The sequence below is a fragment of the Spiroplasma corruscae genome (assembly GCF_002237575.1).
In the GTDB taxonomy this organism is placed as follows: Bacteria; Bacillota_I; Bacilli_A; order Mycoplasmatales; family Mycoplasmataceae; genus Spiroplasma_A; species Spiroplasma_A corruscae.
Genome location: NZ_CP022535.1, coordinates 409500 through 435777, shown reverse-complemented (window position 1 = coordinate 435777; position 26278 = coordinate 409500). Strand labels below are relative to the sequence as shown.

The following is a 26278-nucleotide window of genomic DNA, read 5'->3' as shown; positions in this document are numbered from 1 at the left end:
TTAATTTATCTATCTTTTATATTATTAAAATAAATAATTTATTTATAGGAAATTAATTTTAATAAAAAAAACTAGTTTTAATTAACTAGTTTTAATGTTTTTAGATAATAATGTATTAATTTTTGCAGCAACTAAATCCATTGCTATGGTGTTACCTTCATAATAAGGAACAATTATATCAGCATGCTCAATTGACGGTTCAACAAAGAATTTATACATTGGTCTAACTGTTGTTAAATATTGATGAACAACATCCTCTAATTTACGTCCTCTATCACCAACATCTCTTAATAACCTTCTTATGAATCTAATATCATCATCAGTTCTAATAAAAATTTTTATATTACTTCTTTTTCTTACTTCTTCAATTTGAAGCGCCAATATACCATCTAAAATAATTACTTCTGATGGTTCAATTATTTTATACTCCCCTGATTGACTATGAGTTGTGAAATTATAAATTGGTACTTTTATTGATTTAAAATTTTTTAAATCATCTAAATGTTGGCAAATCAAGTCTATATCTAAAGAATTAGGGTGATCAAAATTTAAGCTTTGTCTTTCCTCAAAACTAAGATTACTAAAATCTTTATAATAGTTATCCATTGACAGATGTGATACAGAGTGATTTTCAAAAATTTTATCACTTAATGTTTGAGCAAATGTTGTTTTACCACTAGCACTACCACCAGCAATTGATATAATAGTTACTTTTTCCACAAAAACCTCATTATTTATAATTTATTATAAATTAAAATATTAAAATAATTTAGTTTTTTAATACAAAGTTAATTAAAATAATAATATATATGTAATATATACCAGGAGGATTTATGAAAAATAAAGTATTAGTAATTAATGGTACAGTTAGTCCTATTGAAAAATCATATTCAATAGAACTAACAAATCAATTTGTAGACGAATACAAAAAATTAAATAAAGAAGATGAAATTATATATCTTGATTTAAACAAAGAAGAAATGGCACAAAAGACTTTGACAAGAGAAAATATGTCAAATTATTTTAATGAAAATGATGCAATTAAATATATTAATCAATTAAAAGAAGTTAATAAAGTTATAATTTCAAGTCCAATGAATAACTTTAATGTTAGTGCACTGATAAAAAATTACTTGGATCACGTATTGTTAGCTGACCATAGTTTTTCATATAAGTATGCAAAAAAAGATGGTTCTGTAGGACTATTAGATCATTTAAAAGTTCAGATTTTAACAACCCAAGGAGCACCATTAGGTTGATATCCATTTGGTGATCATACAGCATTTTTAAAAGGAACATTTGAATTTGTAGGTGCAAAAGTTAATGAGCCAATTTTATTTGCAGGAACAAAAGTAGACCCAATCTCAAAAATGAACCCAAAAGAAGCAATTAGTACAATCAATGATACAATTAAAAATGTTGTTGCTAAATTTTAATATCTAATTATGGAGGAAGAAAATGTACGTAATAGATTATGAAGATGTTCAATTAATACCTAACTTTTGTAAGGTAAAATCAAGAAGTGAATGTGATACTTCTGTAGAACTTGGTGGATTCAAATTCAAGTTACCAGTAGTTCCCGCTAATATGGCATCAGTAATTAATGAAGATTTAGCTGAAATATTAGCTAAAGAGAATTACTTTTATGTAATGCATCGTTTTAATGTTGATGCAGTTAAATTTGTACAAAGAATGAAAAGTCAAAAATTATTTACATCAATAAGCGTTGGAGTAAAAGATGACGATTATAGATTAATTGATGAACTTGCATCAAAAGATTTGATACCAGACTTTATTACAATTGATATTGCTCATGGGCACTCAGTTCAAGTTAAAAACATGATATTTCACATAAAAGATAAAACAAAAGGTAAGAGTTTTATAATAGCTGGTAACGTCGCAACACCTCAAGCAGTAAGAGATCTAGAATACTGAGGAGCTGATGCAACTAAAGTTGGTGTTGGTCCTGGTAAAGTTTGTATAACAAAATTAAAAACAGGATTTGGTACTGGTGGTTGACAACTTGGAGCTATTAAATGATGTAGTAAAGCTGCTCAGAAACCAATAATTGCTGACGGTGGTTTAAGAGTTAATGGAGATGTTGCTAAATCAATTAGATTCGGTGCAAAAATGTGTATGATTGGTAGTTTGTTCGCCGCTCATGAAGAATCACCTGGTAAAACAGTTGAAGTCAATGGTGAATTGTACAAAGAATATTATGGTAGTGCTAGCGAATACAATAAAGGCGAAAAAAGATATGTTGAAGGTAAAAAAGAAATTATAAAAATTAGGGGAAAAATTCTTAATACTTATAAAGAAATGTGCGAAGATTTACAATCATCTATCTCATATGCTGGTGGAACAAAATTAGAAGATATAAAAAATGTTGATTATGTAGTATTAAAAACAGGTAACTTTAGTTAGTTACCTGTTTTTAATTAAAAGAAATTATTTCCCTTAGTAAATCCTGCAAAAAATTTCATTTTTAAATATTCTTGTCCCATACTTGGATGTTCAAATCTAAATTTATTCATAGCTGAATAAAATGACTTTTCCTCATTACTAAATTTATTAAAGAAATTCTCACTTAATATTGTATTTTCACATAAAATAAGAGCACAATTTGTTACAAAATATTCTATATTTTTTTGCTTATTATCAATTATTTTTAAATATTGATCAAAAAAATCACTTAGTTTTTCATCTTTTTTGTTATAAATTATTGTTACATAATTATATCTATCATTTTTAAAAGTATTTATTAATGCACATTTTTCTTCTACAAAAACATTATTAATTGAATTAACCATTTTGAAATCATCGGGTGTTACTTGTGGATACATTAAATCTGATACAAGAAAATTATTTGTTTTTGGTAATACAAATTTTATAATTTCAAAATCATTATTTTCTTTTTTTAAAAAACCCTTATAAGATGAGAATAGATTTAATAGTGAAGATACTCTATTAGATAACTTACGTAAATTGTATACGTACAATGGTTTTATGCTACTATCTAATGAGCTAAATACCTCATAAAATTCTTCTTTCATTGATTGGAGTTGTACTCTACTTATAAATAACTTAAACAAAATACTTGAAAAATTAACTAGTGCAATATGTTCATTTGTACTACCCTCTTTAATATCAATGTTTGAAATATAATTAAAATGTTCAGAGCAAAAACCATAAAAATTGAAATTATCGTTTCTTATTTTGTTAAAAAAAATCTCACCGAAAGAATAATGAATGTCAAATGGATTCTTTTTATAAGTTGAATAATATGAATCATTTTCAAAATTAATCTTATATAAGGTATTTTCAACAGCATTTTTTTCACAATCTAAAAAATGACAAACCTCTTCTTTACCCATTTGTCTATAGTTTTTTAAAAACAAACTATTAGAGTACTCAAGATATTTAGGATATTCTTCTTTATTTATTAAGGCTTTTAGAAATATATAATAATTTGTTTTTTTGTTTTTTCTAATATTTTTGAAACAACAATCCTTAAATAATTTAGTGCTTAAACAAAAACATTCTTCGTTATTATCAATATTAAAGAAATTTACACCATTTGAAACAAGAAAATTTATATTGTCGTTATCTAAAAAATAATTTTCAAATAAAGCATCAACAAATTTCTTTGCTTCCAAATTTGATATTTTGTTATCCAAAGCTTCTTTAAATACTTTTTGTTTATCAACTAAAAGTTTTAAATTTTTATCATCATTAATTAGCATTTAAACCTCTTTGTTATATTAAGCATAATATTATTTTAACTTATTATTTATAAATTTATTAATAAACAATAAACTTGCACAATAATAAAAAAAATCTATTAGGTAAATTGAATTAACAATATAAATAGATTCTTATTTTTTTGCTTGTTGTTGTTTTTTAATTCTAGACATTAATTCCTTAATTCTTTTTTGTTTTTGCACTTTTTCTTTTTTTGATAATCTTACTTGATCTCTTAAACGTCTGATTGACTGTGCTCTTTGAATTTTGTATGTTTTTAAAGATTTGGTATCAGTTGGTTTTTCGGGTAATGTTTCATTTGTTTCATCTTTATAAATTGTTATAATTTTTCTATCTTTTACAATTTCATCAGCAATTAAAGATTTATCTAATTTATGTTCATTTAATTCAACTATATTAGTAAAATCAAATGAATCAGATATCATATCAAATTCAAAGTTGAAAAAATCTAGTAATTCTTTTGAATAGAAAGATTTATCACAATGATTATTAAGTAGATTAGTTTTCATTTCATAAATATCATTAGCTGATTTTACACTGTATATTCATTGCAAATCTACTAAATATGTATCAAATAATAGTGTAAGAAAGTCTTCTTTTAATTCACTATTTTCTCTTAGTACATGAAAAGAATCTAAATAATTATTAAATTCAGGAACAGTTAAGAAGAATCCTTCTTGATCACCAAAATTAATTATGTCTCCATCATTAATTTCATATATTATTTTTCCTAATTTTTTTATAAAATCATTATCAAATCTAAATAATGATTTTATTAAATCGAGATATTCTCTATGTATTAATAAATAATCATCATCGACTTTTTTTGATAAGTACTGAAAGTATTTGTCTCTAATTAGACCAACAGCTTTAATTCCAGTATTTGTAATTATTTCTTTTTTAGATATGTTTGGTCTAAAAAACTTATCGTAATGAAGTCCCAATCCAAACGGTACATCTTCTGCATGATGATCATCTGCTGGCACGATTGTAATTATAGGAAAAATATAAGGGTAGACACATTTAATTGAATAATAATATACCCTAGATAAATAAGGTGTTCTATTACCTAAATCCTTTAAAATTCTGTTCATAGACACAAGTTCATCTTTAGACAATTCAAATAATGCATCTATCTGTAAATCCATGTCCCTTTCATTTATTTTTTTAGCAAACTTTGGATAATATTTTTCAAAACTAATTGTATTCTCAATTCACAATCCATTAATAAGATCATTAATATTTCTTAAGATATATGGATTTAAAAAATTTCCATTTATTAATTCTCCATCCTCATTAAATTCAAATGATTGAACACCTGGTGTAACAAAATTCTTAACTATCAATTTCTTTACGTGCATAACTTGTCTCCTTAAAGATATTTAAATAATTATACCAAAAAAAAATAGCAAAAAATAGTATCTAAAGAACTAGTATACTATATCACTATTTAGTTGATAATTTAAATAACAAGTAGCTTGAAGTTATTATACTTAAAGTTACAATTAATGATGAAAATAGCGGTATATATATATTATTAAATGAAAGTTTATTATCAATATAAATAACTATTAGAAATAATTGTCTTCCACCATTAAAAGAACTAGTATAAGAAATATAATAAAGTCAATTAAAGTACTTATATAAATTAAAATAACTAAAAAACTGATAGTAGTTGTCTTCTATATAATTAAAATCCAAGAAGTAATCTCCTGTAAAAAGTGATAAAATTATAAATAAAATTGAGATTGCTTGAATTATATAAATATTTTTAATAAAACCAGATAGAAGTACAGAAATAAAATAAGTAAAAGTGATTGCCACCATTATAATTAATATTGAAAATATATTTGATGGGTTATGAAAAAAATTACTTAGAAATAATGTCATTTTATGGTTATTCTCGATTACATCAACCATAGAAACAATAAAAATTGAAAATATAATTGAAAATAAACAATAGATAGAATAAACAATGAATAAAGATGAAATAAATGTTTTTTGTGTGATTCCAAAGTTTCTAATTTGCTTTAAAAATATAGTCTCTCTTCAAGAAACTATCAAGTTAGTTATAAATAATGAAGTAAGAGGAATAACATACATTAATGCACTACCGACTAATATAATTCTTGACTGGTCTAATGCACTTTTAATATAATAAACATATAAAAAAATTTCAATAATTAAAGGAATTAATAAAATATAAATATAAGTAAAAACAGAAGATAAAGTAGTCTTAAATATAAATTTAATACATTTATTGAATTTAGTCAGTTTCATAACATCTTTTTTATAAATTTATGTCAAATTTATAAGCGTTCCCTTCTATGTTTCTGTTTTTATATACTGGCTTTATTGATACTGATAAGGTATTATTAAAACTTTTTAGATCTTTTAAATAATAATTTAATTGTGTAGTTTCTCCATCTCTATATCAATTTTTACCATCATATACATAAAACTCAAAATAATCAACACTATCAATATTGCTTGATTCAAAACTTATTCTTATATTATTTAATATATTTTTTTCAAACTCTCGATAGACTAGATACTCTACATTAGGATTTGATATAATCGCTTTTTTAAAATTATCTTGATAATTATTATCCTTTATTACCATCTCACCAACATTAAATTTAAATGTATCTGAATTTGGCTTAATATTCAAACCTATCATTGATAAGACCCTATTTGAATTTAATGTTTCACCACTTAGATCATATGATATTTCTTTTCAACCATTATTCATATCAACTACATTCGAAACATCAATAGACTTTATTTGATCTTTTAATAGATTTCCTTTTGAATCTGCAAATGATAATCTCAGTGATACGTCTGGAGATTTATTCGCATTATCCTTATATACAAAAGATATAGTCTTTTTATTATTCATTATTTTAGAACCCATTATATCTCAACCATAAGTTTTATTAATATCTCAACTTTTAGAATCTACAATTTTACCTGATTCATCAAAACCAGACCCTATTACAATTGAATTCCCTTTTTTGTATGGTTCATCATAATCATACCCTCCTGAAAATTCTGAAATATTAAGTGGTTTTGAAATTTCAGTGCTATCAAAAATACGCCATTTATAGGTTGGTAGAACATCCCCTAATCTTCTATTAGTTCAAGGATAATTATCTATTTGATTGTTATCCACAAACTTAATACCACTACCAGTTGAAAAATTAGTTTTTAATATTGAATTATCAATATTCTCATCTATTAATGTTGTTTTCTCATGGATTAAATCACCTATTCCATAACTAAAGTTGTTATAACCGGTCGGGTTATCACCAGAATTATAGTTATAAAGTTCATTTATTATTGTATTATCAGGAGTATACTCTTTATCAAAATGGATTCTAGGATCAGCTTTAACAATTTCAGTTTTATAATCAATATTTTTTGTAATTTTAGATAAATTACTTGCTGATAGGCCATTATCATTATCGCTTAAAAATAAATTTGTTCCACTATATACAATGTCGTTAAATAAATGCTGAACTTGACTTTTGAAAATAAATTCTCTTGGTTTAGATAATTTTCTGGTCACAAGTTTAAATGCGGCATCAGCAGATTGATCAGTCCCCGCATCGAAATAAGTTCCAATACTACTATAAACATTCTTGTTATATTTGTCCTCGTTTGATGTTGAATTATAATTTTTTTTGTAAGCCATATCTTTATAATCATATACACCATTTATAAAATAATTTGAACTTCCATCAATCAAACCATAAATATCAGAACCATTAAAATCTTTAAATTCATTCAAAAAATGTTCAGAATTATCAGGAATTTCCCCAAAGTTAACTTGAATTTCAGTTGTCTTAGTAAGGTTACCATATTTATAGACACTCTGAGAAGCAACGGATGTTGTTTCATTATCATAATATTGTGTTCCTGAATACCCTAAATTTGCATCATTTCTATAATAAATTAATCTTAAATTTTTTATTTGTTCATTATTAGATTTCAACGTTTTTTCATTAAATGATTTAATAATAGTAGTCATATCATTAAAATCAAGAACTGAACCATTAGGATTTACACCATTTGCTTCATTGTTTATAAATCAACCATCAAAACCAACATAATTTGCAATTTCTATTAACTTATTAACAATTAAAAATTCCCCATTACTATCTTTTTTTAAAAAATCACTTAGCATTTCTTTAGTCAATCCATGATAACCATCTAAAAATATATTTCCAAAAATTTTTGAACCATTATTATGAGCTAACTCTATCACATCAGAAGGTGGTGGGATAATTGGTCCCTCAAATCAAGATCCTGATCAATTTATAAACTCATTATTGTATTGTCAATTTAGGTTTGTATTTTCATAAGGATTCTTAGTACCAACAACTGTGTTATCATAAGTTCTATGTTTTCTTGAAGAAAAACCTAGATAATTATAATTTAATCTTTCATCTTGAGACTTCACGTTTTTAGCCCCTGTAAAATCAGATTTTTTTAAACTTTTTTCTGATTTATTAAATTTTGCATCATTATCCACATCTGGATTCCAATTTAGAATCGAATTTAATCTTCTATATGATTGTGCGGGTGAAGTTACACCAAAATCAGATGCAAAATTTCCATTTGGCATAAATCCTTTATTAAGCGGAACTCCTGTAACTGCTTGTTTTTGAATGTTTTGTTTTCATTGAAAACCTGTATTAAAATTTTCGAAATCTAGATAATTATTACTATTATTTGCTGTAACAGATCCTATATCACTTGACTTAATTTCATCATTATTTAATTTATAATCATCAGAATATGTATTATATTCAATTCCATCACCATAATCTTTATCACTTCAATCAAAATTTTTTAAACTACCTAAATAATTATATTTATTTAAATTACCAATAACCGAGCAAGAGACACTTTGGCTTAGAAATATACTTGATAATATCGGAACTAGTAATAAACTCATTAATTTTTTCATTATTTTTTAAACCCCCAATAAAATTTTTTTCAATACACAAAAGCTATTACAGTTATAAACAACAAAGAAGGTAAAAGTGTCATCCATAAATTATAAAAAGGAGCATATCCACCATTAAAATAATCAGAAATAATCTGTGTAATTCCATAAAAATCAATAAATGTATATGAAGTAATCAACATATTAGTTCATATGAAATACTTTATAGGGTTTAAATATCCAATAATAACATAAACTATATTTTTATTAAGTAAATTAGCATCCATTATTGAATCTGAAAAGCATATAGAATAAATAAAAAATAGTATTAAATATAGTAATGCTATTGATCTTTTTTTAGATAAAGATGAAATGGTAACTACAAATATTGTAATGAATAGTAATAGTAATAAATTATTAAAAAAATACATAACATAAATAATTGCTGATAAATTTTTCAATATTGGAACATTATAAAAAAAATAATTACTTCACAAAAAAATATTATAAATAAATAAATTAATTAAAAAACTTGTTGTATATAATATTATGCTTATTAAAAATAATATAATTATAAAGTGCAGTTTACTTAGAGTACCTAGTTTAAGTTTTATTAGGTACTGTCTTCTTTTTCATTCAATTACAACTAAACCAATATAAAGTGGAATAAGAAAAATTGATATAGATATTACATTCAAAAGTAAAGGAGGCAACAAAAGACCCTCAAACGTTTTATATAATAATGTTGAAAATAGAATAAACAATAGTGAAGATAATAAATAACAAAAAACGTAAGTTTTATAATTTGTGAATATGTTTTTAAAGAATAATAAAAATATTCTATAGAAATTTAAGTAATTAGTTTTAAACTTCAAAATATTTTAACAACCTTTTTCTAATAGAACCATATTCTTCTAAAACTTTATCAATTTTACAATCTTCAAAAACTTCACCATTTTTTAAAATAATTATTCTATCACACAATTCTTCAACTTCTTCAGGGTTATGAGAGATAATAAGTAAGGATACTTTATTTTTTTGCTTATACTTTTTAAAGTAATTAACAAGCTTTATTTGCATTTCTAAATCAAGTCCAGTTATTAATTCATCCAATATTAAAACCTGAGGATTATTTATAATTGATAAAAAACAATTTGCTCTTTGTCTTTCGCCCCCTGATAAAGAGTCAATATTCTTTTTCATTAGACTTTCTAAATTAAACGAATTAGATAACTCCTTAAATTCATCTGATTGTAGATATGACTTACTTTTATAAAACTTCACTAGGTCTATTATCTTTGTTCCTTGTGGCCAACTTCCATCTTGAAACTGCATACCTACAGTTTTATCAACTATAATATTATTTGAATCCAAAAACTTTACCTTTCCAGATGTTGGTTCAAGTAACTTGGCTATTATTTCAACCAATGTTGTTTTTCCAGATCCATTGGAACCAAGAAACGCAACTGCTTCAGAATCTTCTATTTTCAAACTAATATCTTTTAAAACCTGTTTTTTTCCGAAATATTTATTAACTTTTTCAACTAGTATCATACTAATCAACTCCTTTTTTTATAAATACAAACTCATAAATATAATCAATAAATCATTTTAAAGACTTACTAATACTAGTAACAGGACTTGGGCTTGTATACTTTGGATTCGGTCCTTTATTTCATAACGGTCTATAATTACTATCATATTGTACATATTGTCCAAATGAATAAAAATCAATACTTAAACCTACTTCAATTGTTTTACCTAATTCATAAATTCATATTTTTAATCATTGATAAAATACTAAGGCATTAAAATATTTGAAAGATCAAAGCACTATTTCACTTGATGGATTTATTAAAATATCATAATTTTCATTAATCATGTTAATTTTGCTTTCAATATATAATGCTTTTAAAATATATGCGCTTTGATATTGAATTTCATCAGAACGGTAAATATCATTTAAGATTAATTCGATCTCAAAGTTTGGAACACCATTACTATCAACTTCACCATCATATGGAATTTGTTTATAATGTCTAAATTTATCAACATAGTTGTTAATATAATAGTTTCTAATAATATTAGTTGAGTTATTCAACTCCTCTATATTTTTCCTTTGTAAAGAATATCAAGAGTCTAAATAATCCTTACCTTCAATTGGTCATTCATCATATTTCCTTGTAATTTTATCAATATTTCCTTCTAAGCTATTTTCGTATTTGTTATATGTTTTAATGCTAGCAACCGAATTACCAATAGCAACAAATAAAATAGGTATTAAAAATATATATCCTAATTTCTTTTTCATAATATTCCTTCTTATAATATTTTAATAATTTTTTTATATCTTTCAAAATTTATACAAGAAACTAATTTAATATCATCATAATATGTACCTACTTCTAAATAAATTCTTAATGTAAATTCTGATTCGCCTTTTTTTCCACTAATTGTAAGAAAATAACTTCAATAATCTTTATTTGCGTCCTTGTTTTTTAGTGTTGTTGTTTCTTCGAAAATATCTCTTATTGATTTTGAAAATGCGTAATTACTAATATTATCGACTTCTAAATAAGTCCCTTTATATCCCATTACATCATAACTTCAATCACTATTTTTAGTTCTATAACTTTCTGTATCTTTATAATCAATAGCTAATTTATTGTTTTCTAATATCAATGGATTAACCTTATCAGAATAAATCTTGGTTTCTACACTCATTAGTAAACTATTTATATCATTTTCATTCTTGCCTTCTTTATAGTTTAATTCTTTAACATTATTATTAATAGTAGTGTTATCCAAATTGTTACTACCACAAGAAATTACTAAGTTAGATATCAAAATGATAAAAATTGCGAAAGAGCACAAAAAAAACTTTCTAAATAAATTATTCATTATATTACTCCCGTTTGTATATAATTACTTTTAGATAATATCATATTTATAAAATAATAATGGTTAAAATAATAAAAACTACATAATTATTTTCTTTTCTTTAATAATGATAAAATTAATAAAATAAGAATAGAAATTTTGTTTAATATACCTACTATAAATCAATAATCGCTTGTACCCTCAATAAAAATATCATGAAGGTTTTCATCTTTTAATGCATAACTTTCTAACTCATCTAAAATATCATTTATAGAATTCTCTCAATCATATAAATTTCTTGAATTAAAAATTCTTAATAATTTTTCTTTGGACTCTTCTGAAAATATATTAGGGTAATTTTTATTATAATATTCAATATGAGAAGTATGTTTTTTTATTTCGTTTCAAATAATAGCAATAGTATCGTCAATATTTAATACTTCGTTACCTGAAAGGACATTTTCATAACTAATTTTAGCTGCTAAATCTGATATTCTAATCAACTCAGCGGATTGCTCAATAAACTTTAATACAATGTGGCGATCAACAACTCTTTTTTTATTTTCCACAATTAATGTATTTAATATATCCTGATAAAACAACTTGTAATTATCTTTAAAATCATTGAAATCATCAATATATGTAATGTTATTAAAAGCATTTAATACATCATCAAAACTCTTTCGATATACTGTTGATATCTTCAAATCTTTATCAATTAATAAAAGTAATGTATCTAGAGTAACTAAAACTTCCTCGAAAAAAGGCTTGAATATTAAATATTGATCTTTTGTAAAATTATACTTTCCTAACATATTTTTCCTTTTTGATATATATTAATAATATATGACATTTTACTAGAAAGAAAATAATATGATCCAATATTTAAGAGCCTACAAAGTAAATGAAACAAGCATTAATAACTTAAGAAATGTACGTCCTTTTTGACAACAAAGTATAAAAAAACAAGTTAAAAAACTAAAAAAATGGCTTTTTAAATTTCAAAGAAGTGATTTAAAATTTAAAATTGATTACCCCGGAAGTTATACACAATATATTAAATTTTTAAGAGAAGTAAGTAATTTTAATAACTTTTTGAATCAGAAATCAGATTCTTTAAAAGCAAATTTAAAAATATATTCAAAGTTTTATAAAATATTTGTTGATTATTCTTATTTACTTGGATGAGCAAATTTTATCGAAATAACTATTAAATATTATGACGATATACAAACAGATACAATATCAGAACTTTCAATTCATTATTTAAAACTTGTTAATGATACTATTTTTAAACTATTTGTTATCTATAAAAAAGAAGTATTGAAAGCATTAGAGGATGATGAATATATTAAATTATTAACTAACGACGTTGTAGTTCCAGATAAGCAAATTTTAATTGTAAATGATACCCTTAATAAAATTATAAAATACGCAAAAACTCTATTTAGAAAAAAGAAAATTAGTGAAGAAACTTATTTAAAAATATCTTCACTAACTTTAGAACTTGTTAATTTTAATTATTCATTTTCATATTATTCATATAAATTATTAAAAAATTTTAATTAATATTTGTTTTGATATTTAATTCATTAAGTTGATCATTCGATACTAAGTCCGGTGCATTTGTCATTGGATCAACTCCTGAAGAGTTTTTTGGAAAAGCGATAACTTCTCTAATTGAACTACTTTCAGTTAATAACATGCATAGTCTATCCAATCCGATTGCACAACCAGAATGATAAGGCGCACCGTATTTATATGCATTAACAAATCAACCAAAGTTTTCTTGAATTTTTTCTTCGGAGAAACCAATAGCTTTAAACATTCTTGTTTGAACTTCTTTATCAGTAATTCTTTGACTTCCTCCACCTATTTCAAATCCGTTTAATACAACATCATACGCTTTAGCTTTTGCATTGGCTAAATCTTTATCAAAATTATTTAAACATTCATTTGCTGGCATAGTAAAGGGATGATGAGCAGCAACATATCGATCTTCATCATCAGAATATTCAAATAAAGGGAAGTTAACTACTCATAAAAATTTGAAATCATTTGATTTAATTAATTGCAACAAACTTCCACACGCATTTCTTATCGCTCCCATAGCCTTACTTGCGACATTATATTCTTCCACAATAAACAGAACTGTAGATTCTATTTTAATATTAAACTCTTCAATTAATAATTTTTTTTCTTTTTCACTTAGCTTTGAACCAACCGAACCAGTTCATTCATTAGTATCAAACTTAGCAAAACCTAAGATGTTAACTGAGTTTTGTTTTGCAACCTCAGTTAGATATTCTACTTCTTTTTTTGATAAAGATTTTTCAACACATATAGATCTAATTGATTTATTTTTTAAATCTTTAAATAGATTAATCTCTGTGTTAGAAAAAATTTTATTTAAAGTTTTAATTTCTAAACCAAATCTTAAATCAGGTTTATCAATACCATACTTATCAATAGCTTCATTATAATCTAATCTAATAAAATTATCTTCTATGTCTATGTTTTTTATGCTTTTCATAATAGTTTTAAGCATATTTTCAATCATATTCATAATATCTTCTGGTTCAGCAAAAGACATTTCCATATCAAGTTGTGTAAACTCAAGTTGTCTATCAATCCTTAAATCTTCATCTCTAAAACACTTAACAATTTGAAAATATCTATCAAATCCAGAGATCATAAATAATTGTTTATAAAGTTGAGGAGATTGTGGTAGAGCATAAAATTTATTTTTATTTAACCTTGAGGGAATTAAAAAGTCACGAGCACCTTCTGGTGTAGACTTACCAAATACTGGTGTTTCTATTTCGATGAAACTATTGTCGCTAAAATAATTTCTAATACATTGATAAACTTTATGTCTAATAACAAACTTTTCTTGCATTTCAGGTCTTCTTAAATCTAAATATCTGTATTTTAATCTTGTATCTTCTTGTGCTTCAATATTGTCTCTTATTTCAAATGGTGTTAATTCAGATTCGTTGATAATAATTAACTCTTTAACATCTATTTCAATTTCACCAGTCTTAATATCTAAGTTTTTTGACTTTCGCTCTAATACAATTCCCACAACTTCAATTACATACTCGGATTTTAGATTTGAAACATTTATACTACTATTTTCTCCAATAACTAATTGTGTAATTCCATGAATATCTCTCAAATCAATAAAAGTCATTGCTCCTAATCTTCTAATTTTTGATATCCATCCCTGAATTATTACTTCAGTATTAATATTTTTTAATGTTAACTCTCCACAACTATGTGTTCTTTTCATAATTACCCCTTTTTTAAATAATCAACAATTTTATCAAAAGATACTTTTTCTTCTTTTTTTGTATCTTGATTTTTAATTATTACTACATTTTCCTTAATTTCATTATCACCAATAATAATTATGCTTTTTGGATTATACCTTTCTGCTGATTTAAATGCAGATTTTAAGTTTTTATTCATATATTCCAAATCTACTTTTAAATTTGAGTTTCTTAGCATAAATAATAATATATTAGACAATGCTTTTGCTTTATCTGTAAGCGCTATTAAAAATGCATCTAATTTATAACTTTCAAATAAGCTAATATTTTGGTTATCTAATGAGATTAATAATCTTTCCATTCCAACACCAAAACCTGATGCTTGTAAGTTTATGTTTGCCATTTTTTCAACAAGATTATTATATCTTCCACCACCAATTATAGTAATACCATCTTGGTCGACAATTTCATATACAAGACCAGTGTAATAATCTAGTCCTCTTACTAACTTCTTGTCTTCTATAAATTCAATTCCTATATTTTTAATATTTCTCTTTAGTTCATTATAGAACTTTTTATCTTCTTCACTCAAGAAGTCTTTCATATCGATTATGTCATCAAATTGATGTCTATCAATCTTGCAATCTAATACTCTAAGTAGATTTGTATTTATTCTCGTAGCACAATCATCACAGAGTTTTTTTGAAGATAAGTATTTTTTTAACTCTACAATATATTTTTTTCTTTCTTCATTAGTGACTATATAATTAATATTTAACTTATAATTTTTTAACCCTATAGAGTTTAATATCATGAAACAAAATGAGATTAATTCTGAATCTAATTCTGGACTGTTTGGACCAAATACTTCAACCCCAAACTGACTAAATTCTCTCATTCTACCCTTTTGAGGTCTTTCATATCTAAACATTTTAGAAAAATAAAACAGCTTTAATGGTAAATTTTCCTGAATATACAATTTATTTTCAATAATTGCCCTAACAGTTGGTACAGTTCCTTCTGGTCTTAAAGTTAATTCTCTATTTTTTTTATCTAAAAAATTATACATTTCTTTTGTTACTATGTCAGTCGACTCACCAACATTACTCTTAAATAAATCAGAGCTTTCAAACATTGGGGTTTTTATTTCATTAAAATTAAAATTCTCTGCAATATTTCTAATAATTAGTTCTAATGCTAGATATTGTTTAGCTTTATCTCCAAATAAATCTTCTGTACCTCTTGGTTTTTGAATCATTTAATACCACCTCTTGCTATTTTATATAACTATTAATATTAGTTAAATCATTTATAAGCTCTTTTATCTCGTTAATTGGTTTGTCCCATCATTTTAAATTTTCAAGGTAATTAATTTTTTCATCATCAATTCTCATCCTAATAAACTTAGCAGGGTTTCCGGCCACTATTGAATAAGGTTTTACGTCTTTTGTAACTACCGAACCTGCTCCAATTATTGAACCATTACCAATTTCTATTCCTGGTAAAACCATTACATTATTACCTATTCAAACATCATGGCCCACTATTGTGTCCTTATATTCTTTATTGTTTTTGATACTTATTTTATGTTCGAACTCTTTAAATAATTCAAATGGGAATGTTGATAGCGTTTCAATACGATGATTTGCTCCATTCATTAAGAATTTAACATCATCAGCTATAGCACAATAATTTCCTATTCTTAATCAATCATTATAAATATCTGGGAAATGATATAATACATTAAAATTTTGAAACTCCTGAGCACCTTTTTCACCTTTAAAAGTGTATAGGTAACTATAAGTACCTACTTGAATATTTTTATTTGATATATAATCTTTTAAAAAAAATAATTTATTTGACTTTCCCATTTAATTTACCTTTAACAATATGATTATATAAGAAGTAATTAAAAAATATAACTTTTTAATTATACTATTAAAAAAACCTTTTATAAAAGGTTTTAGTTCAATGATGTGAATTTTAATTCTAGTCCCTCTTCATCATTTATAAAATGTGATTTCTTATTATAATCACCATTTTGTAACTCAGGAGTTGATGGAGTTAACTCAACTTTCTCATATTCTTTAGAATATATATTCATAGTGTATGAATATTGTTCCTTTCCGTTTTCTATTTTAAATTTATCAAAATCAAGATCATTTAATAATATACTTCAATAATTATAATTTATTTGATTTTTTGCAATAAAATTCATTATTACTCCATAAGGTGTTTTATCACTAATGTTACCCATTTCTGTAATAACATCTTTATTATTGTCATTATCTTTTACCAATTGTTTAATTGTCGCTGGAAAATCTATATTTTGTTCTGAGGGCTTAAAATAACTAACATTGTAATTAATATCCAAACTACCATAAAAAGTTGTTGGTGGCTTAGTTGGTTTTTTATTATTTATTTCTATTGTCGCTCCAGAGGCATCGCTTTTATATATATAATTATTTGGATTTCTTAATTCATCTGCAATTCTTTGTAATTGATTAATCATACTAAGATTATTAAATATTAACCCCATTAAAATCGAGCTTGGTCTTTCATCATAGATTGTACCTATGTCTGTAATACTAAAATTATCACTAAGATACAATGAATTAGTTATTTTTAAATAAAATGTTATTTCATCTTCTTTATTATTTTTATTTGTAATAATAAATTTATAACTACCATTTCTATATAAATTATCGTCAATACTTATTTTTTGTTCATTTTTAAATACATCATAATTTAATGCATCAAGTAAGTAACCGCCTTTAGTTAACTTATCATTAAGTAAGTCAATTACATCATTACAATATAAAAATCTATCCATCTCAATATCTTCAACATTGATATTATCAAAGCCTTTTTTGCTTATTGGTAAAATTGGATCAGGCCTTTCAATATTGTTTCAAGACATATCATTTGCACAAGATAATGTTGCTACTGGAGATAACATTATAAATAAACTAAGACATTTAATTAATAACTTTTTCATTTCTAACCCCCCATAACAATATGTAGCATATTTAATCTTTTTAGTGAGAATCAACTTAAGTTAACACTTACAATATACAATAGTCAAGAACCTATAACACCTGGAATAAAGTATCACCATAAGAATATCATTGGTAAAACAATAGACGAGTAGAATAGACTTAGTAAGGCCGCTATTGCAAAGTAACAAACAATAAAACCAAATATAGCACTAACTATAACAATTGGAACATATATAAATATAAATAATTTTGCTATGTAAATATCTTTATAACCTAATATTTTCATTGAAGAAATAATTTTTTTGTTATCATTTATAACTAGATTTATAGTTAGTAATATTATTACGGCACTTAAACATAACCATACTAATACAATCGCAAATATAATTGAAACGATTGTAGAATTGATTCTTTGTAATATTTTCTTAGCTTCAGGAACTGAGACTAAATTATCAATTGAGTTTGAAGATGTAGAACTATAATTTCTTTCATTTGAAGTTCCCCCATTTAAACCAAACATTGAATAATCGCCAAATGAGCTCATAGTTGAAGCACTATTAGTTATATCTGTGACTGTTGTATCAAGTGAAGTTTTGTAGTTAAATAGAGGGTATTCATTTTCAAATAGTTTTCAATATTTTTTTGTTGCTTCGTCTTTTGTGAATGTTTTAAAATTATCAAATGCATCATTTTTATTTATATTATTTTTTATAAATGATATAAGATCAGATAATCCATTTGTATCTTTAGGATTTTCTCATTCTTTCATAAATAAATTAAACAATAATTTTTCTGATAAATCATATTTTGTAATTATTTTTGCCTGTTCGTTATTAATTCAAGCAGCATTATCACCATACTTATCAACAATACCTACAACTTTGTAATTTTGACTTACTTTTAAATTTTGTTTAGAAATAATTCCTTTAGATAAATCATCAGTCATCATGTTTGGACCAACTATTGTTTCAGATGATAATTCTAGATTAGAAGAATAAACCTCATTATTTTTATAAGTGAGTTTGTCATTGTTAATTGATTCATTTTTTCAATCAGAATGTTTTGTGTCAAAGACAGAATTATCATAAAAATTATTGAAACTTGTATAGTCATCATTTTTATTTTTAGCACTTAGACTTGTCATATCTCAAGTGTTGATGTCCAATTCATTAGATTTATTATTTAATACATCAACTAAGTGATTAACATCGATTATATCACCAATACTAATATTTAATCTTTTAGCAACAGATTGATTAATTAAAATAGAGTTATCATTTGTAAATAAATCATTTAATAGATTATCTCCTTTTGTATTAGTTAGGTTTAGTGTTTTGTTGTCTTCTTTAATTCCGTAAACTTTTACACTTTGATCTTTTATCAATGAATTAATATAAATTCCAATATCATCAGTTTTTTCATTATAAGGGATTACACCAAATCCAATATTATAATTACCATTATTACTATAATAATTTTCCCTAATATTTTCTTTTATTATCGCTGGAGAGTTATTATATATACCTTGTAAAAACGCTTGTTGAAAATTATTATAGAATTGTGCCTGGAATCAGTCATATACAGTAACAATCGAAGTTATTACTCTTTCTTCTCAATCTGAACCACCAAGATAATTATATAAACTGGTAGAAAGTGTTTCATCATTATCAATTGAACCGTTTTCGGTTAACTCGATTGGTGGTATATTTACTTCTGATACATTAATGTCATCTGATGTTATTAAATTTTTATTTTTGTTATCTTTGCTAGTATCTAAGATATTAGTGTCAGTAATAAAGTAGGTACTTCTTTTTGGATTTTTAAATACATCATCTAATCCAATAGAGTTTTTGTATTTAAAATAAAAAATTCTAATTGACTCTAAGTCTTCTATATTTTCTTCTGCTAATTTTGGGTTTAAAATAACTTTTAATAAGCTTTCTTTTTTTCAATACTTATCTAACTTATAATTTTTTAAGTCTTTTCATAAGTTCATTATAGTAAGCTTACGATAGTTTTCAACTTGTTCATCATTATTTTGATTTGGAATACTATCAATAGATAAATCAAAATCTTTTAAGTAATTTATATCAATTGCTTTATATGTTAAATCATTTAATGAAGTTAAATCTTTAGAAGGACTAAATGATGTATTTTTAATATTATTTTCAATAAACATGTTTGCAATATCTAAAGAACTTTTATCCTCTAAACTATCGATTGTGGAACTTGGATTGTAAGTTTTATAAAAACTTTTTGGACTATTATACAATGGACTTGTATATTCAACCATATTATCATACTTTGTAGAACCATAAGTTTTATCAATATTACTTTTTAAAACTCCTGGAAATATTGTACCTAACGTTAATAAAAATGAAGAAGTTGTAATTACAAAGAACACGGACAATAATCTTGTAAATGAACTTGATAAAACAGCCCCCTTAAATCTAGAATCAAATTTTTTTCTATTTGTTAATAATTTTTTTAAAGCTAGATTAAATTTAGTGGTATTTTTATTATGCTCGAAGTAAATCATTTCAAGTGGTTTATAAAAATTTAAAACATAAAAATATGTTATTAAAGTTACCGCCTCTAAAAAAACAAATATTCCCAATATATTGACCATAAATGATACTCATGAAAAACTAAAACTTGTAATCTCTATTTGAAAGAATTGATTAAATATATTAACAACAACTTCTTGTAAACCAGAACCAATAAAATATCCAACCAAACCACCAATTAATGAAACAAATACTGGATAAATACTTGTAGAAAGTAATAAGGACGACTTTTTATAACCTAGTGAAATCATTACACCTATTTGAGCAAATGACTTTTTAAGATCATTTTTTATCATTAAAAACAGCATAATTATTGCAATAAATAAAGTAATACCAGAAATAATTAAACCTACTATTTTGAAATATTTTAAAGTAGTGTTAATAAAATTAGTTCTATTATGAAATTTATAATCATTATCATTTAATGAATATACAATTTTGTTATTTGAAGTATTTTTTTTGTCAAATATTGCATATAAATTAATATTTTTAGCAACATCTAAGTCAGTTAAATATGAGTTTATTATAGTTGTTGATGCATTTTTGTTATCAAATTTACCTACATAATATGTTTCAATATCAGTGCTTGAGTTAGCTTTAAGTGTTTCTTTTCCTTTTAATTCACCATTTGTATACCATATTCTTTTATTTTCGTGATTAGTAAAATTGAATTCGTTATCTGGATATAATTTATCGTAAAAAGTTAATTTGTAACCAAAGTTTTCAGGGTTTACATAAAATAAACCTTCATTTTTTGTATTTGGTAATGGTTTTTCTTTACTTAGTATTGGAGTTGAAAAATCTGCTGAATTTCCAAATCCTACCACTTGAAATCAATTTTCTTGTGAATATTCACTATTATCTATTCATAAGTTAATATCTTTTAATTCATATTTAGATAAATCTACAGATTTTTTTTCACTATCTTTAACAAGAATTGAAGTACCATAATCATCGTCTTGAAATCTTACTATGTCATTAATCGCAATGTTATTCTCTTTAGCAAAATTTTCACTAACATATGCTCATTTTTTTGTATAATTATTTGTTGCTAAAGTATAATTTTTTCATGTATTTAAATCCATTCCCTCTTTCACAACTAACTTATCAATTGTCTGATATGGATTTAACGAAACTGCCTTAATTGTTTTATCTGAAGATAGACTAAAATTTCTTGTTTCAACACGTTCAAAGTTAAAACTATTTTCTGTGTCACTAATTTTATCTTGCACATAGTTAATGATTAAGTTATTTCTTTGCTCAGCATCTGATACATTTTTAAATTTATCATTATCATAGTTATTTTGATAACTTGTACCATCTAAGTCAATTACAAAATCATGAATGTTACTCTTTTCATTAGAATTAAATAATTGAAATGAATCATTTATTCTACTTGAAGACGAAAAACAAGCAGTAAATATAAATGATGTCAATAGAACTAAAAACAATATTGCTACTAACTGAATTTTATTCTTAGTCAAATTCCTGAATGAGTTTTTAAAAAATGGTTTTTGATTTTTCATTCTTACCTTACCTTCTATATAATATATTTTTAAAAATAAATATATCTCAACTTCTAAATTTTTATAGAAATTAAACTACTTAATTAAAATTAAACTTATTTATTAATTAAAATATTAATTATAGATGTTAAAAAATATTAAGTTTTAAAAAATTATTTAAAAATTTTAAAGTACTTAATCTAATGAAATAGGTGGAGATGAAGCTTTTTTTATTTTGTTCAATGTTTTTGTAAATATACTATTAATTATAATCTCAATGCAATTTCTTGAATTGATTAGAAAGATAACAATCAAATTACTTTTTATTAGATTTGTTTTAATAAATGAATAATCATTAATGTATTCATAGTAATCAAAAATGTATAATAAATCATCTTCAATATATGAATTATTTTGAATATAAATACTTTTATTTTTTAAAATTTTATTATAAAAAATAGAGCAAATTATTGATAAGAAATTCATTAAGAATATCAAACTAAAAACTACTACTAGCAATAAATAATCATAGTTTTTAAAAAACTTTACATTTGAAAATATAATAATAAGTTTGATAGTTAGTATTAATGAAGATACAATAATAAAATTTTTTAATGTTTTAAAATTTTTATTAGCTTGATAGTATCTTTTTATGTTTAAAATATCAGTATTTGATGAAATTAAATTAATTTTTTTAGTTATAATAATCATTTCTACAATTATAAAGATTGATATAAAAAGTATTAATAACAGCATTAGACTTAAATTAAGACTTAATAAATTGTAAAACAAACTGTAAAAGTATGATAACCTAGTGATAAATGTAGTAAACGCATATGATAATAAAAAAATAAAAATTAATGAATTTAATAAACTACGATTGTTTCTTATTTTTTTCATATTACCACCTTATTTTTATATTATATCAAATTAATAGTATAGATTATAAATAATACATAAGGTTTTTTGTGCATTAAATTTATAAAGGAAAATAAAAAAAGTCTACAATAAGTATTTATTATTGTAGACTTCCTATAATTTAAATTAAATTTATTTATTTGCTCTTTTTGACGCTTTTTGTTGTTTTTTTACTGCTAGTAAATCCATTTTTTTCTGTCTATTTTCTTCTTGGATTTTTAAATGTTGTTCGTGTTTTGTTTTTAATATAGATTCATACTCATTATATTTGCTTAATTTAGACTCTAATGCATTTATTAATAAGTTTTTTTTATCCACAGAAACTTTACCTTTAGAAGTATCCATTGATTTTCATTTTGTTAGTTTTGTATTTAATGATTCTTTTACACCATTTGTTGAGTCAAGTGATAAAACACCTCTTTTAATGTCAAATAATCTTCAGAAACTTAATACTAATGCACTTACAAATGACGCTACTATTAGTCCACCTAATGAAAATGCAATACCAATACCAATTGATGAACCAGTTAATGCACCATTAGTTTCAACTAAGTGTGATGATAGCAATGCAAATACAAATACACCACCATGACTAGCTGCTAAAGTAACTTTTCCTAAACCGATAAAAACACCAACAATTACTCCACCAACCATTGCACTTACTGCAACTCTTTTTGGATCTTTAACCATAAATGGTATAGCACCCTCTGATATAAAGCATGCTCCCATTAATCAGTTAGCTTTTGCAGCATCTCTATCTTTAACAGTTCAAATTTTAGGGAATAAAATAGTACTTACAGCAATCATTAACGGCGGAACCATTCCTGCAATCATTGCTGACGCCATTATTACAGTTTGTAATTCTGATCCAGCAAGTTTCTTATCTATTAATGTACCAGCAACCGCTAAGTTACCTAATGCATAAGCAATTTTATTAATTGGACCACCCATATCAACACACATCATAAATCCAACTATGACAGATACAAGTACTAATAAGTCATGTTCTGCTAATCATTGAATTCCACTTTGAATTGCACTCATTAAATATCCTAATGGGATATTTATAGCAAACATCACTAAACTAATTAATAATAATGATAATACAGGTATAAATACAATATCTCTTACACCTTGTAATGATTTTGGAAGTTTTTTCATCATTTTACTTAGTCCAAATACTAATAAAGCTGCTAAATAACCCCCAAATATTGCTCCTATAAATCCAGATTCTTGTCCAGCAATACTTTTTGGTAATAATTTTTCAAATAATCCACTTCATGAATCTGATGAATTAAGACCATATGCAAAACTCATAACTTTTGTTGAGAATAAACCAGCTACCATACCAGGCATTAATCCTTGTGACCCAACAATTGAATATGCAATAAACGCCCCTAATATTGGTACCATCATTGTCATTGAAGTTTTTCCTATTGCAGAAAATCATCCGGCAACAGGACTAGTTACACCAAAGCTTCCTTTTGCTCCACCATTACCTGCAGCAAAGTCAATTAAAAATCCTATTCCTAAAATAATACCACCTGCTACAACAAATGGTAACATTCTTGATAAACCACCAAGTAAATTCCCTTTTATATCTAAGAATTTTTTCATTGTTAACTCACCACTACCAGACTCAGAATCTGCATTGGCTTTAATTGTTTTTAAACCTTCACCAGATTGAAATTTTTCAATAAGTTTATCACCTTTGAAAATAACTTCTTTTGTTGAAGTATCTATTACTTTTTTTCCATTAAATCTTGATAGTCCTTCAAGGGCTTTATCATGACCAAAAATAATTACTTTAGCATTTTCAATATCACTTGGAGTAAGTTTATTTTCAGTCCCTCTTCTTCCTTGTGTTTCTATTTTATAAGTCATACCTTTTTGTCTTGCGTATTCTTCTAATTTTTCAGCAGCCATATAAGTATGTGCTATTCCTGTTGGGCAAGCTGTTATACCGATAACGTCATACCCTCCACTAACAGATTCACTTTCTTTTTTAACTTCATCTTTAGTTAATGCATTTTGTACATCTTCAATTGATTTAGATTCTCTTAATTTTTTTTGAATTTCTGATTTCATTAAAAATCCTGATAAATCTGCTAATGCACTTAGATGTTCATTACCGTCTTTTCCATTAGTCATTATCATAAATACTAAATCAACTGGTTGATCGTCTAATGACTGTCAATCAACTTTATTTTTCAATTTAACAAAACCTATTGCTGAAGATTTAACAGTTGGATTTAATACGTGAGGGATTGCAATACCATCACCAACTCCAGTTGAACCTTCAGATTCTCTTTTATATACTGCTTTTTCAAAATCTTCTTTTGAATCAATTTGTTTAGTTTTTAGCAACTCGCTTGATAAAAAACTAATAACTTCTTCTTTTGATTTAAAGTCTTTATTGAAAAAAGCAATATTCTTTTTGAATAAATCTTTTAATTCCATAATTTACCTCTCTATTTTTTTACTAAATTTTATTCACTTCGATTTGGTTAACCAATGAATAAATTTGTTCTTTATTTGCTAATCACTCAGTAAATGCTGTAGCACCACCAGATGCAGCAGCATATTTCAATGTATCTTCAATACTTAAGTTATTATGTAAGCCATAAACAAATCCAGCTAACATACTATCTCCAGCACCAACTGAGTTCACGAGTTTACCTTTAGCAACTCCGACTTTATAAATATCATTATTATTAGCAAAGAACATACTACCTTTAGATCCCATACTTAACAAAACATTTTCAGCTCCCATTGATTTAAGTTCATTAACAAGTTTTTTAATCTCATCTAAACTAAAATCATCTCTAAAACTTATTTTCAATGTTGCACATATTTCTTCAAGGTTTGGTTTTATTAAATAAGGTTTTACTTCTAAAACATTTGTTAATAAGTCTTTTGTACAATCACAAACTAGTAATGACCTTTTCTCTTTAACTATTTTTCCAATAACTTTATAGATATCATTAGTAATGCCTTTAGCAATACTTCCAGTTAATACAACAATATCATTTTCTTTTAAATTACTTTCAAAGAAATCCTTAATACTATCTAAATTTTTTTGCTCAGCATTAAAACCTAATCCATTTAATTCTGTTTCTTGTTTCATTTTTAAATTTTTTATCTTATAATTGACTCTTGTACTTCCTTCGTTTATAAAGAAACTATTTTTTAGTTTTATTTCTTTAAATTTATCTAGAAACATGTTTTGATTTGATTTACCTAATATTCCAATGGCTTTAACATCTGCATTTAAATTATTTAAAATAATTGCAGCGTTTATTCCTTTTCCGCCAATAACACTATAATCTTCGTTATAGTAATTAGTTACACCAAGTTCAATTTCATTGTCAACTAAAATAATGTGATCTAAAGCAGGATTTAATGTTAATGTATATATCATCTA

At 24.5% G+C, this 26278-nt stretch carries 21 protein-coding genes; 3 read left to right on the top strand and 18 right to left on the bottom strand.

Going from position 1 to position 26278, the window contains the following annotated elements; genetic code table 4:
• Positions 1 to 81: 81 nt before the first annotated feature.
• Positions 82 to 720, bottom strand: coding sequence for a uridine kinase (udk, locus tag SCORR_RS02055; RefSeq protein ID WP_094048631.1), 639 nt, complete (start codon positions 718 to 720; stop codon positions 82 to 84).
• A gap of 113 nt (positions 721 to 833) precedes the next feature.
• Between udk and SCORR_RS02050 the strand changes: the two genes are divergently transcribed.
• Together SCORR_RS02050 and SCORR_RS02045 are read left to right on the top strand one after the other, a co-directional pair.
• Positions 834 to 1436 (top strand): FMN-dependent NADH-azoreductase, encoded by a 603-nt coding sequence (locus SCORR_RS02050; protein WP_094048629.1) that lies wholly within the window; start codon positions 834 to 836, stop codon positions 1434 to 1436.
• Positions 1437 to 1458: 22 nt separating this feature from the next.
• A complete protein-coding gene (locus SCORR_RS02045; protein WP_094048627.1) occupies positions 1459 to 2424 on the top strand; it encodes a GMP reductase in 966 nt (321 codons plus the stop codon).
• A gap of 14 nt (positions 2425 to 2438) precedes the next feature.
• Here the strand turns inward: SCORR_RS02045 and SCORR_RS02040 are convergent, their stop codons facing one another.
• The 9 genes from SCORR_RS02040 to SCORR_RS02000 form a co-directional block, all read right to left on the bottom strand.
• Entirely contained in the window at positions 2439 to 3743 is a 1305-nt protein-coding gene (locus tag SCORR_RS02040) for a hypothetical protein (protein ID WP_094048625.1), read from the bottom strand.
• A 132-nt stretch (positions 3744 to 3875) separates the two neighbouring features.
• A complete protein-coding gene (locus tag SCORR_RS02035) occupies positions 3876 to 5123 on the bottom strand; it encodes a hypothetical protein (protein ID WP_094048623.1) in 1248 nt (415 codons plus the stop codon).
• An 85-nt stretch (positions 5124 to 5208) separates the two neighbouring features.
• Positions 5209 to 6042 carry a hypothetical protein gene (locus SCORR_RS02030; RefSeq protein ID WP_094048621.1) on the bottom strand — a complete coding sequence of 278 codons (834 nt, stop codon included), beginning with the start codon at positions 6040 to 6042 and terminating at the stop codon, positions 5209 to 5211.
• Between the two features lie 10 nt (positions 6043 to 6052).
• Positions 6053 to 8734: an endo-beta-N-acetylglucosaminidase gene (locus tag SCORR_RS02025; protein ID WP_094048619.1), complete on the bottom strand. Its 2682-nt coding sequence runs from the start codon at positions 8732 to 8734 to the stop codon at positions 6053 to 6055.
• The gene (locus tag SCORR_RS05370; protein WP_157705334.1) at positions 8734 to 9174 is read right to left on the bottom strand and encodes a hypothetical protein; all 441 of its coding nucleotides are present in this window, start codon (positions 9172 to 9174) and stop codon (positions 8734 to 8736) included. The genes SCORR_RS02025 and SCORR_RS05370 overlap by 1 nt, the downstream gene beginning before the upstream one ends.
• Before the next feature lie 403 nt (positions 9175 to 9577).
• Positions 9578 to 10267 (bottom strand): ATP-binding cassette domain-containing protein, encoded by a 690-nt coding sequence (locus SCORR_RS02015; protein ID WP_094048616.1) that lies wholly within the window; start codon positions 10265 to 10267, stop codon positions 9578 to 9580.
• Between the two features lies 1 nt (position 10268).
• Entirely contained in the window at positions 10269 to 11024 is a 756-nt protein-coding gene (locus tag SCORR_RS02010; RefSeq protein ID WP_094048614.1) for a hypothetical protein, read from the bottom strand.
• An 11-nt stretch (positions 11025 to 11035) separates the two neighbouring features.
• On the bottom strand, positions 11036 to 11614 hold the full coding sequence (locus SCORR_RS02005) for a hypothetical protein (RefSeq protein WP_094048612.1): 579 nt from the start codon (positions 11612 to 11614) through the stop codon (positions 11036 to 11038).
• An 86-nt stretch (positions 11615 to 11700) separates the two neighbouring features.
• Positions 11701 to 12408 carry a hypothetical protein gene (locus SCORR_RS02000; protein ID WP_094048610.1) on the bottom strand — a complete coding sequence of 236 codons (708 nt, stop codon included), beginning with the start codon at positions 12406 to 12408 and terminating at the stop codon, positions 11701 to 11703.
• A 58-nt stretch (positions 12409 to 12466) separates the two neighbouring features.
• Here SCORR_RS02000 and SCORR_RS01995 point away from each other — a divergent pair, with 58 nt between their 5' ends.
• Positions 12467 to 13162 (top strand): hypothetical protein, encoded by a 696-nt coding sequence (locus tag SCORR_RS01995; protein WP_094048608.1) that lies wholly within the window; start codon positions 12467 to 12469, stop codon positions 13160 to 13162.
• On the opposite strand, the gene aspS is transcribed toward SCORR_RS01995, so the two are convergent.
• From aspS to SCORR_RS01955, 8 genes are all read right to left on the bottom strand, one after another.
• Positions 13155 to 14885 carry an aspartate--tRNA ligase gene (aspS, locus tag SCORR_RS01990; protein WP_094048606.1) on the bottom strand — a complete coding sequence of 577 codons (1731 nt, stop codon included), beginning with the start codon at positions 14883 to 14885 and terminating at the stop codon, positions 13155 to 13157. The genes SCORR_RS01995 and aspS overlap by 8 nt on opposite strands.
• Positions 14886 to 14887: 2 nt before the next feature.
• Positions 14888 to 16123 carry a histidine--tRNA ligase gene (gene hisS / locus SCORR_RS01985; RefSeq protein ID WP_094048604.1) on the bottom strand — a complete coding sequence of 412 codons (1236 nt, stop codon included), beginning with the start codon at positions 16121 to 16123 and terminating at the stop codon, positions 14888 to 14890.
• A gap of 16 nt (positions 16124 to 16139) precedes the next feature.
• Positions 16140 to 16736, bottom strand: coding sequence for a CatB-related O-acetyltransferase (locus SCORR_RS01980; protein WP_094048602.1), 597 nt, complete (start codon positions 16734 to 16736; stop codon positions 16140 to 16142).
• A 92-nt stretch (positions 16737 to 16828) separates the two neighbouring features.
• The gene (locus tag SCORR_RS01975; RefSeq protein WP_094048600.1) at positions 16829 to 17863 is read right to left on the bottom strand and encodes a hypothetical protein; all 1035 of its coding nucleotides are present in this window, start codon (positions 17861 to 17863) and stop codon (positions 16829 to 16831) included.
• Between the two features lie 2 nt (positions 17864 to 17865).
• Complete coding sequence (locus SCORR_RS01970; protein ID WP_094048598.1) at positions 17866 to 21957, bottom strand: ABC transporter permease; 4092 nt, start codon at positions 21955 to 21957, stop codon at positions 17866 to 17868.
• A 174-nt stretch (positions 21958 to 22131) separates the two neighbouring features.
• The gene (locus tag SCORR_RS01965; RefSeq protein ID WP_094048596.1) at positions 22132 to 22836 is read right to left on the bottom strand and encodes a hypothetical protein; all 705 of its coding nucleotides are present in this window, start codon (positions 22834 to 22836) and stop codon (positions 22132 to 22134) included.
• Positions 22837 to 22986: 150 nt separating this feature from the next.
• Positions 22987 to 25314, bottom strand: coding sequence for a PTS fructose transporter subunit IIABC (locus SCORR_RS01960; protein ID WP_094048594.1), 2328 nt, complete (start codon positions 25312 to 25314; stop codon positions 22987 to 22989).
• A gap of 22 nt (positions 25315 to 25336) precedes the next feature.
• Positions 25337 to 26275 carry a 1-phosphofructokinase gene (locus tag SCORR_RS01955; RefSeq protein ID WP_094048592.1) on the bottom strand — a complete coding sequence of 313 codons (939 nt, stop codon included), beginning with the start codon at positions 26273 to 26275 and terminating at the stop codon, positions 25337 to 25339.
• Positions 26276 to 26278 lie beyond the last annotated feature (3 nt).